Source organism: Streptomyces sp. MH60, assembly GCF_002939385.1.
Lineage (GTDB): Bacteria > Actinomycetota > Actinomycetes > Streptomycetales > Streptomycetaceae > Streptomyces.
In genome coordinates, this window is the sequence record NZ_MULI01000071.1 from 24,032 (window position 1) to 37,090 (window position 13,059).

Sequence of the window (13,059 nt, forward strand, 5' to 3'; positions counted from 1 at the left end):
GTTCTCCGGTGGGAAGCGGGGGCCGGGCGGCCCGTGACGGGGAGGTCAGCCGGTGGCGGTGCCGAACCACCGGGGCAACCGGTCGGACAGGTCCTGCTGGTCGTCACCGACCCATGCCACGTGCCCGTCGGGCCGCAGCAGCATCGCGGGCACCGTCAGTTTCTCACCGTCGTCGACGACGTGATCCACCCGGTCCGACCAGCCCTTCACGGACAGCCGGCCGGTACGGTCGAGGAGCAGCCCGCGGCCGGCGCGCATCCGGTCGTACAGGCGTCCCCGCCCCAGTTCGACGTCCCGCATCCTGCGGCCCAGCAGGTCGTGCCCCGGGCCGAAGTCGTAGCGGACGTCGAGCGCGGTGACCTTCTCGGTCAGATGCCGGCTGACGTCCTCGAACCGCATCAGTTCGGCCAGGAGCCGGCGCACCGCGCGGGGGCCGGGCTCGGTGGACAGCAGTTCCATCTGTGCGCGGGTGTTGTCCAGCACGCCGGCGGCCACCGGGTGCCGTTCGGTGTGGTAGCTGTCCAGCAGGTCCTCGGGCGCCCAGCCGTTCACCTCGGCGGCCAGCTTCCAGCCGAGGTTGAAGGCGTCCTGGATGCCGAGGTTGAGGCCCTGCCCGCCGACCGGGGGGTGGATGTGCGCCGCGTCGCCGGCCAGCAGCACCCGGCCGGTCCGGTAGCGCTCGGCCAGCCGGGTGGCGTCGCCGAAGCGGGACAGCCAGCGCGGTGAGTGCACGCCGAAGTCGGTGCCGGCCCACTCCCGCAGCCGCTGCTTGAACTCCTCCAGGCCCGGCGGGACCGACCGGTCCTCGGCGAGGCCCGCGGCGGGTACGACGACGCGGTAGATCCCGTCGCCGACGGGTCCCAGGCCGAACCGCTTCTGGGTCCGGCGGACCTCCGCCACCCGGGCGGCGACCGCCTCGGGCTCCGCGGCCACGCTCATCTCGCCGATCAGCGTCTCGTGGGCGGCGGGCTCGCCGGGGAAGCCGACGCCGAGCAGTCCCCGCACCGTGCTGCGGCCGCCGTCGCAGCCCACGAGGTAGCGGGAGCGCAGCCGCGTGCCGTCGGCGAGTTCGGCGGTCACCCCGTGTGCGTCCTGGCTCAGGCCGACCAGTTCGCGGCCCCGGACGACCTCGGCGCCGAGTTCGGTGGCGCGCTCGGCCAGCAGGCGGTCGGTGACGGGCTGCGGGATGCCGAGGACGTAGCCGTGTGCGGTGTCCAGTGTGCTCGGCGCGGGCTTCTCGATGGCGGCGAAGAAGCCGCCGACCGGGTACCGGCGGCCGTGTTCGAGGAAGCGCTCCAGCACGCCCCGCTGGTCCATCACCTCGATGCTGCGCACGTGCAGGCCGAGTGAGCGCACCACCCGGGTCGGCTCGGGCTCCTTGTCCAGCACCCGCACCTGTACTCCGTGCAGTCGCAGTTCGCCGGCCAGCATCAGGCCGGTCGGTCCGCCGCCGACGACGAGCACGTCGATCATGAGTCCCCCAGGGAGCGCCATCGCGAGGTGAGGCCGCCCGCGGTAAGCGAGCGGCGGTCGAGGGCGACGATTCTGCGCCAGGTGGGGGCCCTTGCCGCAAGGCCCCCAGTGGGCTATAGCTTGAGAGTGGCAGGAGGAACACGTTTCCCCCGCCCTTTTTCTTTTTGCGCACCGGGCAGGCCCCGGTCCTCGCACCGCGCCTCCTCGGCACTCCCGCTGCCGCCGCCGACGGTGACCTCGGCACGGCCCGGCAGCCCGGTCGGCCCCCCTCGCCCCGCTTGCGGAGGTCGGGCGGCGGCGGAGACTGATAGCGACGACGGCACTCCGGACGGTAGCCCCTGGGCGTCAGCCACTCCCCGAAGAAAGGCAGCTCCATGACGGACACCCCGCCTGCCACCACCACGGACTCCGGAGCACCGGCGGAGAGCGACGAACACTCGCTCACCGCGGGTCCGGCGGGTCCGGTCCTCCTCCAGGACGCCTACCTCATCGAACAGATGGCGCAGTTCAACCGGGAGCGCATCCCCGAGCGCCAGCCGCACGCGAAGGGCAGCGGCGCCTTCGGCCACTTCGAAGTGACGCACGACGTGAGCGCCTACACCAAGGCGGCCGTCTTCCAGCCGGGCACCCGCACCGACCTGGTCGCCCGCTTCTCGACCGTCGCGGGCGAGCGCGGCAGCCCAGACACCTGGCGCGACCCGCGCGGCTTCGCGGTGAAGTTCTACACCAGCCAGGGCAACTACGACATGGTCGGCAACAACACGCCGGTGTTCTTCGTCAAGGACCCGATGAAGTTCCAGCACTTCATCCGGTCGCAGAAGCGCCGGGCGGACAGCAACCTGCGCGACCACGACATGCAGTGGGACTTCTGGACCCTCTCGCCGGAGTCGGCGCACCAGGTCACCTGGCTCATGGGGGACCGCGGCATCCCGCGCACCTGGCGCCACATGAACGGCTACACCTCCCACACCTACATGTGGATCAACGCCTCCGGCGAGCGCTTCTGGGTGAAGTACCACTTCAAGACGGACCAGGGCATCGAGTTCTTCACCCAGCACGAGGCCGACCAGATGGCCGCGGCCGACACCGACTACCACATGCGGGACCTCTTCGAGCACATCCGTGACGGCGACTTCCCGAGCTGGACGCTGCACGTGCAGGTCATGCCGTACGAGGAGGCCGCGGGCTACCGGTTCAACCCCTTCGACCTGACGAAGGTGTGGCCGCACGGCGACTACCCCCTCATCCCGGTCGGCCGCATGACGCTGGACCGGAACCCGACGGACAACCACGCCGAGATCGAGCAGGCCGCCTTCCAGCCCAACAACCTGGTCCCCGGTATCGGCCCGAGCCCGGACCGCATGCTGCTGGCCCGGCTCTTCTCGTACGCCGACGCGCACCGCTACCGGATCGGCGCGAACTACCAGCAGCTGCCCGTGAACGCCCCGGTGGTCGACGTCCGCACCTACTCCAAGGACGGTGCGATGGCCTACCGGAAGACGACCGACCCGGTCTACGCGCCGAACTCCAAGGGGGGTCCGGCCGCCGACACCGAGCACTTCGGCACGCCGCCCGGCTGGGAGACGGACGGGGCCATCACCCGCACGGCCTACGTCAGCCACGCCGAGGACGACGACTGGGGGCAGCCGGGCACCCTGGTGCGGGAGGTGATGGACGACGCGGCCCGGGACCGGCTGGTCGACAACGTGGTGGACCACCTCCTGAACGAGGTGACCGAACCCGTCCTCCAGCGGGCCTTCGAGTACTGGTCGAACATCGACCGGACCATCGGTGAGCGCATCGCCAAGGGGGTGCGGGCGAAGGCGGGCGAGAAGGACTTCAAGGCCGCCGCGCAGCACAACCCGGCCCGGCAGTCCATGCAGGACAAGGCCTGACCCGTCGCCGGTGAGAGTGCCGAGGGCGCCGGTGCCCGCCCCGGCTGAACGGCCGGCCCGGCTCCGGGCTCTTCACGCAATCGCCTCGCGGGCCGCCCGCACCGGCTGCTAGCGTCCGGACCGTGCGTTGATCTGCCGTGCGGTGGCCTCGGCCGCCGCGGACGGAGTGACCGCCCTCGTGTCGATGGGACTTCGAGGGCGGCTCGGCATGTCCCCCGTCAGGCAGTCCGGAGGTCCGCACGTGTCCGCACAGCACCCGATGTCCTACGAGGCGTTCGTCGCCCGTGCCGCCGACGACCCCGACGTCGTCGGTCTCGTCCTCAAGGGGTCGCACGCCCACGAGGGCATGACCACCCGGTACTCCGACCACGACCTGTACGTCGTGATCGCCGACGGGGCGGTGAGCGGCCTGGCCGCCCTCGACGGCTTCCGCTCCGCCCGGCTCGACCTGGTCGTGGTGACGGTGGCGGAGTTCGACCGGCTCGACGGCTGGGAACGCTACGCGATCGCCCGGGCCCAGGTCCTGCTCGACCGCCTCGGCCGGGCGCCTCGCCGAGATGGTGGCCGCCAAAGGGCGGCTCGGCGCCGCCCAGGCCTCGCGAACGGCGGCCGCCCGGCTCGACGCCTACGCCAACTCCCACTACCGGTCGCTCAAGAACGCCCGGGACGGGCATCCGCTCGCCGCGCGGCTCGACGCGGCGGACAGCGTCGGCTTCCTGCTGGAGCTGCTGTTCGCCCTCGACCGCCGTCCGCGCCCCTACAACAAGTACCTGGCGTGGGAACTGGACCGGTTCCCCCTCCCGGGATGGGACACGGGCGAGCTGCTGACGACGCTCGGAAGGATCACCGGGGCCGGTGACGTGGGCGCGCAGCGAGAGCTGTTCGGCCGGGTCGAGGCCGTGGCGCGCGGCGGGACACGCGGCGACGCTGGACGCCTGGGGCGACGACCTCGGGCTGATGCGCCCCGTTGCGCCGCCCCACCGGGCGCGCTCGGTGACGACCCGTGACGACAGTGACTGACATCGCGTGTTACTGTCGATGACAGCGGCTGTCATCGACAGTCCGGTCGCCTCGCCCCCGTCGCTCGTGCCCGCGCCCGGCGGAACCGGCGGCGGCCGCGTACCGACATACCTGGAGGAAGCTCATGCGTGTTTTCGTCACCGGCGCATCCGGCTGGATCGGCTCGGCCGTCGTTCCCGAGCTCATCGGGGCGGGCCATCAGGTCGTGGGACTCGCCCGTTCGGACGCCTCGGCCGAGGCGCTCACCGCGGCCGGGGCCGAAGTGGTCCGCGGCACCCTCGACGACCTCGACGTCCTGCGGAGCGCAGCCGCCGACTCGGACGGGGTGGTGCACCTGGCCTTCAAGCACGACATCGCGTTCTCGGGGGACTTCAAGGGCGCCGGAGAAGCCGACCGGCGGGCCGTCGAGGTGATCGGCGAGGCACTCGCGGGCTCGGACCGGCCGTTCACGATCGCGTCCGGGACCCCCGCGATCCCCGGCCACGTGGCGACCGAACGCGACGGCCACGACCCGGACCCGGCCGCGGCCGCCCGCGGCGACGCCCAGCACGTGCGGGCCGTGACCGCCGAACTGACCCTGTCCCTCGCGGCCCGCGGTGTCCGCTCCTCGGTGGTGCGGCTGGCGCCGACCAATCACGGCGAGGGGGACAACGGGTTCGTCCCGGCCCTCATCGGGATCGCCCGCGAGAAGGGCGTCTCGGGCTACCCCGCGGACGGCACCAACCGCTGGTCGGCCGCGCACCGTCTCGACTCCGCGCGGCTGTTCCGCCTGGCGCTGGAGAAGGCCCCCGCGGGCTCGACGCTGCACGCCGTCGCGGAGGAGGGCCTGCCCGTGCGGGAGATCGCCGAGGTGATCGGCCGGCAGCTGGACCTGCCCGCCGTGTCGGTCCCGGCCGCCGAAGCGGGCGCCCACTTCACCTGGCTGGCGGGACCGTTCGCGGCCAACCGCGCGGCGTCCAGCACCCTCACCCGCGAGCTGCTGGGGTGGGAGCCCGTGCAGCCCGGACTCGTCGAGGACCTGGAGCAGGGCCACTACTTCAAGTAGCCCGGTCCGGGCCTCAGACCAGTTCGGGCTGCGGTTCCGCGGGGCGCGGCGGTTCCGGCTGCCGCGCCGGCGTGGTCTTCGTGTCCCACAGCCTGGTGGTCCGCGCGTAGCCGAGGATCACAGAGGCCATCGCGAGGACGAGCAGCGGCCCGGCCGCCCACGGGTGCTCGGCCATCTCCACCGGCAGGAACCGGTACGACACCAGCAGCACGGCGAACACCGTCGTGCCGTGGGCCACCAGCCGGGCGGCCGCACGGTCCCAGCCCCGCGCGAACGCGCGCATCGCGGCGTCGACCGTGAGGGCGAACACCACACCCGCGAGGAGGTCGGCGCCGTAGTGGTAGCCGAAGCCGAGGGTCGCGGTGAGGGTGGCGACCAGCCAGAAGGCGCCCGCGAACCGCATGGCCCGGGACCCTCTGCGGGAGTGGAGGAACAGCGTCGTCGCCCACGCCGTGTGCAGGCTGGGCATGCAGTTGCGCGGAGTGATGTCGTCGAACGGGATCGCGTGCGGGGCGCCGCCCGGCGGCAGGGTGTCCGGCCACAGGTTGGCCACCGCCCACTGGCCGCCGTCGGCGCCGTAGGCGAAGACCGGCCCGACGACCGGGAAGACCATGTAGACGGCGGGCCCGAGCAGGCCGATGACGAGGAAGGTGCGCACGAGGTGGTGGCTCGGGAAACGGCGCTCGACCGCCACGTGACGCAGTTGGTACAGCCCGACCAGGGCCGCCGCCAGGGGCAGCTGGCCGTAGACGAGGTGGAGCACGTGGCCGCCGACCGGTTCGGTGGCTTCGACGAACCGGCCGACCAGCCACGAGGGGTTGCCCAGCGCCTGGTCGGCGGTGGCCACGTACGGGTCGAGCACCGCCTTGCGGGTCTCCGAGGTGATGAGCAGCCAGGTGTCGCCCGTCTTGTGCCCGGCCACCAGGAGCAGCCCCAGCCCCACGCCCTTGAGCAGCAGGGCACGCTCGCCGCCCCTGCGCCGCGTCACGGCGACGACCGCACAGCCCAGGACCACCCACAGCGCGCCGTTGCCGAAGTTCATGTCGGCGCCGACCGCCCAGCGCACCAGCCAGAAGACGAGGTCGATGCCGATCGCGGCACCGGCCGCGACCAGGCGCTGCCGCCAGGTCAGCACCACCATCGTCAGGGCGAGGCCGGCGTACAGCAGGGGCCCGGAGTCGGGGGCGAAGACGACTTCTCGCGCCTGCTCGGTGATCGGGCCCCGCACGCCGTAGTGGCGCGCGGCGAATTCCAGCGCGATGAGGAAACCGAGGGTCACCACACCCGCCGCGGTCCACAGCACGGCCCGCGGCCGGCGCGAGGCGGCGAACAGGGAGCCGAGGTCTCTTCGCGAGGATATTCGTGTTGGTGTGGTTTTCAATTGTTGGGCCCGTTTGCTAGGGGTCGGACAAATGGCTCGCTCGTACGTATCGTCACGAGTTCGAACATGCTAACGGCACCACCGCGCCGACCCCCCGGCCGCCGTCAGGCCGTGTGCTGGTACGCCGGGTAGGTCAGGTAGCCCGCGTCACCCCCCTGGTAGTACGTGGCCTCGTCCACCGGCGCGACGGGAAGGCCCGTGCGCAGGCGCTCGACCAGGTCGGGGTTGGCGATGAAGCCGCGGCCGAAGCTGATCAGCTCCGCTCCGAGTCCGAGCCAGTGGTCGGCGTCCTCGCGGCCGGTCTGCTTGGGACCCATCGGGAGCACCGGGTTCATGACGAGCGTGCCCGGCCACAGGCGGCGCAGCGCGACCAGCAGGTCCTCGTCGGCGGTGGCCTCGATGTGGACGTAGGCGATCCCCAGGCGCGACAGCTCGGTCAGCAGCTCGGTGTAGAGGTCGAGCACGTCGGTCTCCTCGACGCCCCAGAACGTCCCCGCCGGGGAGAGGCGGATGCCGGTCCGGGCGGCGCCGACGGCCTCGACGGTCGCGGACACCGCCTCGACCGCGAAGCGGATCCGGTTGGCCACCGGGCCTCCGTAGCGGTCGGTGCGCAGGTTCGCGTTCGAGGAGAGGAACTGCGAGATGAGGTAGCCGTTGGCGCCGTGCAGCTCGACCCCGTCGAAGCCGGCCTCGACGGCGCGGCGGGCGGCGAGGGCGTAGGACCGCGCGTGCTCGGGCACTTCGGCGGTCTCCAGGGCACGGGGGGCCGGTGCGGGCTGCGGCCCGGTCGGGGTGAACACGTCCCCGACGGCGGCCACGGCCGAGGGCCCGACCGGCCGCATGCCCGTGGTGTCGGGGTGCGAGACCCGGCCACCGTGCATGATCTGGGCGAAGATCCGTCCGCCGTTGGCGTGCACGGCGGCGGTGACGGGGCGCCACGCGGCGACCTGTTCGTCGGTGTGCAGTCCCGGCGTCCCCGGGTTGGACTGCCCGGCCAGGCTCGGCTGCACCCCCTCGGAGACGATCAGTCCGGCGGTGGCCCGCTGGGCGTAGTACGTGGCCATCGACGGGGTGGCCAGGCCACCCTCGGCGGCACGCACGCGTGACATCGGGGCCATGACCATCCGGTTGGGCAGCGTCAGGTCGCCGAGCCGGTAACTGTCGAAGAGGGACGTCATGTCAGGACTCCTTGGTCGTCCGCGGGCCCGGATCTCGGGCACGACGGCTACGCTAGAACCTGACACTGACGTCAGAGGCAAGTAAGTGTGCCGCGAATCACACCAGGGAGCAGGGCATGCGCATCGGGGAAGTGGCGTCACGGGCCGGGGTCAGCGTCCGGTCGGTGCGCTACTACGAGGACCAGGGGCTGCTGGCCAGCACGCGCAGCGCCGGAGGCCAGCGCCGGTACACGGAGCACGAGGTGGAGCGGGTCAGGTTCCTCCAGCGGCTGTACGCAGCGGGCCTCTCCAGCCGCACCATCGCCGAACTGCTGCCCTGCGTGGACGCGCCCAGCGCGGACCACTCCGACACCGCGCTGGAGCGCATGGCGCAGGAGCGGGACCGGCTGACCGAGCACATCGCCGACCTCGTCCGCACCAGGGACGCGCTCAGCGCCCTGATGACCGCGGCCCGAGAGTACCGGGACGCCGAGTTTGCCTAATCATGTTAGGCAAGCTCATAATCTTCCCCGGCTGCCGGGTGAGCGATACGGAGGACGGGTGTGGCTCGCGTAGGACTGACGACCGAGGGTGTGATCAGGGCCGGGGCCGAGACGGCCGACGAGATCGGCTTCGAGAGCACCACTCCGACGGAGCTGGCCCGGCGGTTCGGCGTCCGGACGGCGAGCCTGTACTCACATGTGCGCAATGCCCACGACCTCAAGACCGGGATCGCGCTGTTCGCCCTGGAGGAGCTGGCCGACCGGGCCTCCGAGGCGGTGGCCGGCCGGGCCGGCAAGGACGCGCTGACCGCGTTCGCGAACGTCTACCGCGACTACGCCCTGGAGCACCCGGGCCGCTTCGCCGCCACGCAGTTCCCCCTCGACGCACAGGCGGCGGCCTCCAGCGCCGGGGTGCGGCACGCCCAGATGTCGCGGGCGATCCTGCGCGGGTACCACCTGGCGGAACCGCACCAGACCCATGCCGTGCGGCTGTTGGGCAGCGTCTTCAGCGGCTACGTCAATCTGGAGGCCGCGGGAGGGTTCAGCCACAGCGCCCCCGACTCGCAGGAGAGCTGGACGGAGATCCTCAACGCGCTGGACGCCCTGCTGCGGACCTGGCCGACCACGTCCTGACCCGCGGCCCCGGGCGCCGGGGCCGTTCCCCTCGGGTCAGGACCGCGCGGCGGTGAGGGAGAGGGCGTACAGGGCCGTCGAGGTGAAGTCGTCCGCCGGTTCCACCGTCTGCCAGGCCCGCACGTCGTCGACGTAACCGGCGCCACGACCGTCGAACCGGGACCAGGGCCCGCCGTCGGGGGCGAAGGAGCAGGGGTGTCCCCCGTCGAAGGTGTCCGGCTCCTTCAGCAGGTCCGCATCGTTGGGCCCGTTGACGACGGCGCCGCGCAGGATGTCGCCGCGGCCGGTGCGGCTCATGGCCAGGTTGGCGACCTGGTGCTGGAGGCAGTGCGGGTAGAGGTCGCCCGCGCCCACCATGAAACTGGTGCCCCAGGCGTTGGCCCCGAAGACCCAGGCCCGTTGCCGCGCGGCGAAGTCGTCGTACCGGTGGTCGCCGGTGACGCGGGCGTACAGTTCGGCGGTCGCGAGCAGACCGAAGGTGTGGGGCACCGCGTCGAAGTCACTGGGTATGACGCCCGACCTGAACGGGTCCCCGGCCGCGCGCTTCCTCCCCGTCTCCACCTGCCGCCTCAGTTCCGCCTCGAGTGCGGTCGCGAGGCCCGCGCCGGGGTCCGCCGAGGTGAGCACGTCGGCGTGGGCGAGGGCGCTGACGTCGGCGGGGCCCAGGGTACCGCCGTGCTCCTCGCGCAGGGCCGCGCGGGCCCAGGTGGCCGCCTCGTCGCTCCACCGGGAGCCGCGTGTGTCGCCCAGGGCGTCCGCGCCGCGGGAGAGTTCGACGGCCGCCCATTCCAGGTCGTCGCGCCAGGAGTGCTCCTGGTAGTAGTCCGTGGGCGTCGTGGTGACCAGTGCCCCCTCGTCGGGCCGGGTGTCCGCGAGCGCGTAGACGGCGGCCGCCTTGTCCAGCCACTCGCGCGCCTGTGCCGGGTGGTCCCCGGCCTCGGTCTGCGCGGCGAGGGCGAAGGCCGCGCTCACCCGGCCCGCGAGGTTGGGACTGATGGGCTCCCCGGGTTCGTTGGCGCGGAAGACGGGCCGGTACTTGATCAGGTAGTCGGGGTCCCCGGGTCGTACGGTGAGCCGGTCGTCCTCCTCCGGCAGCCGCCACACGTCGTGGTCGCCGCGGACCCCCTTGCCGCCGGACCCGAGCCCCACCTGCGCGTAGAGCGTGCCCGTCTGCCCGTCCCACATCCGGTCCAGCCAGCGCAGGCCGTGCCGTGCCTCCTCCCGCAGCCCGGGCACCGACGGGGTGTCGCGGACGGTGCTCAGCATCTGGGCGACCACGTAGGACGTCGTGTGCGTGAACTTCAGGAAGTCGCCGGCGTCGAACCACCCGCCCGAGACGTCCACGGGACCGCCGGCCTCGGTCAGTTCCGGACCGGCGGTCGCGCCGTCGGCCGTTTTCCCGTCGGCGGCCGAGCCGGTGCGGGCCGGCTCGTAGACGCGGGCCCGTTCGTCGGTCAGGTGCGAGGGCACCCGCCCGGTCGCGTCGGCCAGTACGTCCGCACCGTCCCGCTGGGTGCCGAAGAAGTGCACGGTGTCCGCGCGCAGCGGGTCCAGCAACTGCCGGGCCGGTGCCACCCGGAAGCGGACCTCCCGGTTCCCGCCCGCGCCGACCAGGCGCAGTCGGTAGGTGCCGGTGCGGCGCAGCGCCGAGAGGTCGATCGTGCGGACCGCGGTGTAGGTGCCGTTCCAGCCGCCGAGGGAGGGGCCGAGCCCACCGCGCTCGGCGGTGTCGCCGCGCTCGTCCAGGACCTCGAACCCGGCGTCGGCCAGCGCGTCCCGGTCCCCCATGACATAGGCGAACTTCTTCTCGCCGGACGCGTACCCGACCTGGTTGACGCGGATGGCCGCCGGCTGCTCGTCCCGGCCCCCGGAGCACGCGGTGAGGCAGCAGGCCGCCAGGACGGAAGCGGTCACGGCTGACGCGGTGCGGGCCGACGGCGAGGGAAAGTGGTTCATGGCGGACAGTCTGGACGACGGCGCCACCGTGGCGCGGGCCGAGGTGGTGGTCGGGGGCGCGACGGCGAAGTGGACGTTTGTGCGGATAGGCTCTGGTCCGCCAGCCCGCCAGGACCGCCACAGGAGGAGTCGGCCATGGGCCCACAGGACCCGCAGGAGGCACCGGCCGCACCGGACACCGCCGAGCGGCTCCGGGCGATCGGCGACGAGTTGTCGGACCGTTTCTACGAGCGGGCCGACGTCGTCCGGACGCTGCTGGTGACGCTGCTGGCCGGTCAGCACTCGCTGGTGCTCGGCCCGCCGGGAACGGCCAAGTCCGAGTTGGCCCGGGAGCTGACCGGCCGGATCGTGGGCGCGTCCTACTGGGAGATCCTGCTGTCCAAGTTCACCGCGCCGACGCGGATGTTCGGGCCCATCGACGTGGCCGCGCTGGCGCGCGGGGAGTACCGCCAGGTCTACGAAGGGCGCGCCACCACCGCGCACGTCGCGTTCATCGACGAGATCTTCAAGTGTTCCACGGCGGCGCTGAACGAGACGCTGGGCTATCTCAACGAGCGGATCTACCACCCCGAGAGCGGCGGTGAGCCCGTCCGCTGCCCCCTCATCGGCGCGATCACCGCGAGCAACGAACTGCCCGACGGCGAGGACTCGGCAGCGATCTACGACCGGCTGCTGGTGCGGATCGAGGTCAAGTACCTGGAGGACCCCTCGAACTTCGCCGCTCTGGTCCGCTCCGCCGTCAGCCGTCCGGCCGCGCCGAAGCGGACCACCGTGGACCTGGCCGCGCTGCGGCACGCCGTGGCCGAGGCCGTGCCCGCCGTGCAGGTGACCGACGGGATCGTGGACGCGGTGTGCACGCTGCGGGCCGCGCTGCGCCGCAAGGAGCTGATCGCCTCCGACCGCCGCTGGCGGCAGGCGGTGGGTCTGCTCCAGGCGTCCGCGTACCTCGACGGGCGCCCCTCGGTCGCCGAGAGCGATCTGTCGGTCCTGACCCACGTGCTGTGGGACTCCCCCGCCGAACGCCCGACCGTCGAGCGCGAGGTGCTGCACCTGGTCAACCCGGACGCCAAGGAGGCCCTCGACCTCGCCGACACCATCGAGGAGCTGGAGACCCAGCTCGACGCGATGGCCGGGCAGTCCCGCGAGGCGCTCAGCGAGTGGGTCATCAAGAAGGCCCACAACCAGCTGGCCATGGCGGGCAAGCGGCTGGAGAGACTGCGCGAGGAGGCGGTGGGCGCGGGCCGCTCCACCAGCGCCATCGACCGGGTCACCGGACGCCAGCGCGCCGTACGCGCCCGGGTGCTCACCGAGGCCCTCGGCGTGGACGCGAGCACCGTGCAGGCCCAGCTCTGAGCACAGGTCGGGACGGCACCGTGAACGACGGCACGGATGTGGACGCGGGCGGGGCGGCGAGCCGGCTCGGCGTACTGACGGACCTGGCCGGGGTGTGGCTGGCCCGGTCGGCCGCCGCCACCGTACGGCACACCGGGGCCGTGGTCGCCGACCGTTTCGACCGCGTCGCCTGGCGCGACACCTGCGAACAGTCGGCCGCGCTGCGCGAGTTGGCCGGCGAGCTGGGCGAGCGCCACACGTACACCGCCGACCTCCTCGCCGACGTCTTCCTGGCCGCGTACAAAACCGCTCCGCGCCTGCGCGAGCCGCGCGAGATGGCGCCCTCCCGGCTGGTCAACCACCGCATCGTCACCGCGCTCCTGGAGTCGCCGGACTTCGCCGAGCTGCACCGGGAGACGGCCGGCGACCCGTACGCCGCCGCCATGGCCGTACTCGCCCAGGGCACCGCGCTGCGCCGGATGCTGGACGACTCCCGGCCCGCCCGGGACCGGGACGAGCGGGCGGAGCGCGCCCGGCGGGAGGCCGGGGCCGCGGCGGACGCCGTGGCCGAGGCGCTCCGGAACGCCGCCGAGGAGGCCGACGAGGACGGCACCGTGCCGGGACCGGCGGCCGCTGCCGTACGACGCGCGGTCCAGGACGCGGG

Annotated in this window: 9 protein-coding genes and 2 pseudogenes; 7 read left to right on the plus strand and 4 right to left on the minus strand. The window is 72.9% G+C overall.

The window, feature by feature from the left end:
- Nucleotides 1-45 precede the first annotated feature (45 nt).
- Complete coding sequence (gene rox / locus BZZ08_RS30635) at nt 46-1,473, minus strand: rifampin monooxygenase (protein WP_104635468.1); 1,428 nt, start codon at nt 1,471-1,473, stop codon at nt 46-48.
- Nucleotides 1,474-1,847: 374 nt separating this feature from the next.
- Here rox and BZZ08_RS30640 point away from each other — a divergent pair, with 374 nt between their 5' ends.
- The 3 genes and pseudogenes from BZZ08_RS30640 (at nt 1,848) to BZZ08_RS30650 (ending at nt 5,433) form a co-directional block, all read left to right on the plus strand.
- On the plus strand, nt 1,848-3,368 hold the full coding sequence (locus tag BZZ08_RS30640) for a catalase (RefSeq protein ID WP_104635469.1): 1,521 nt from the start codon (nt 1,848-1,850) through the stop codon (nt 3,366-3,368).
- 241 nt (nt 3,369-3,609) lie between these two features.
- Nucleotides 3,610-4,388: pseudogene (locus BZZ08_RS30645) on the plus strand (hypothetical protein).
- Nucleotides 4,389-4,512: 124 nt separating this feature from the next.
- Entirely contained in the window at nt 4,513-5,433 is a 921-nt protein-coding gene (locus BZZ08_RS30650) for an SDR family oxidoreductase (RefSeq protein ID WP_104635470.1), read from the plus strand.
- A 13-nt stretch (nt 5,434-5,446) separates the two neighbouring features.
- Here the strand turns inward: BZZ08_RS30650 and BZZ08_RS30655 are convergent, their stop codons facing one another.
- Both BZZ08_RS30655 and BZZ08_RS30660 read right to left on the minus strand, forming a co-directional pair.
- Nucleotides 5,447-6,814 carry a phosphatase PAP2 family protein gene (locus BZZ08_RS30655; protein WP_104635471.1) on the minus strand — a complete coding sequence of 456 codons (1,368 nt, stop codon included), beginning with the start codon at nt 6,812-6,814 and terminating at the stop codon, nt 5,447-5,449.
- Between the two features lie 104 nt (nt 6,815-6,918).
- Complete coding sequence (locus tag BZZ08_RS30660) at nt 6,919-7,992, minus strand: alkene reductase (protein ID WP_104635472.1); 1,074 nt, start codon at nt 7,990-7,992, stop codon at nt 6,919-6,921.
- Between the two features lie 116 nt (nt 7,993-8,108).
- Here BZZ08_RS30660 and BZZ08_RS30665 point away from each other — a divergent pair, with 116 nt between their 5' ends.
- Both BZZ08_RS30665 and BZZ08_RS30670 read left to right on the plus strand, forming a co-directional pair.
- Entirely contained in the window at nt 8,109-8,474 is a 366-nt protein-coding gene (locus BZZ08_RS30665) for a MerR family transcriptional regulator (RefSeq protein WP_104635473.1), read from the plus strand.
- 60 nt (nt 8,475-8,534) lie between these two features.
- The gene (locus BZZ08_RS30670; protein WP_104635474.1) at nt 8,535-9,107 is read left to right on the plus strand and encodes a TetR/AcrR family transcriptional regulator; all 573 of its coding nucleotides are present in this window, start codon (nt 8,535-8,537) and stop codon (nt 9,105-9,107) included.
- A 36-nt stretch (nt 9,108-9,143) separates the two neighbouring features.
- Here BZZ08_RS30670 and BZZ08_RS30675 read toward each other — a convergent pair whose 3' ends face one another.
- Entirely contained in the window at nt 9,144-11,063 is a 1,920-nt protein-coding gene (locus BZZ08_RS30675; RefSeq protein WP_198601785.1) for a glycoside hydrolase family 9 protein, read from the minus strand.
- 135 nt (nt 11,064-11,198) lie between these two features.
- On the opposite strand from BZZ08_RS30675, the gene BZZ08_RS30680 reads away from it, so the two are divergent.
- Nucleotides 11,199-12,416 carry an AAA family ATPase gene (locus BZZ08_RS30680; RefSeq protein ID WP_104635476.1) on the plus strand — a complete coding sequence of 406 codons (1,218 nt, stop codon included), beginning with the start codon at nt 11,199-11,201 and terminating at the stop codon, nt 12,414-12,416.
- A gap of 20 nt (nt 12,417-12,436) precedes the next feature.
- A pseudogene (locus BZZ08_RS30685) lies at nt 12,437-13,059 on the plus strand (hypothetical protein); the annotation flags it as partial.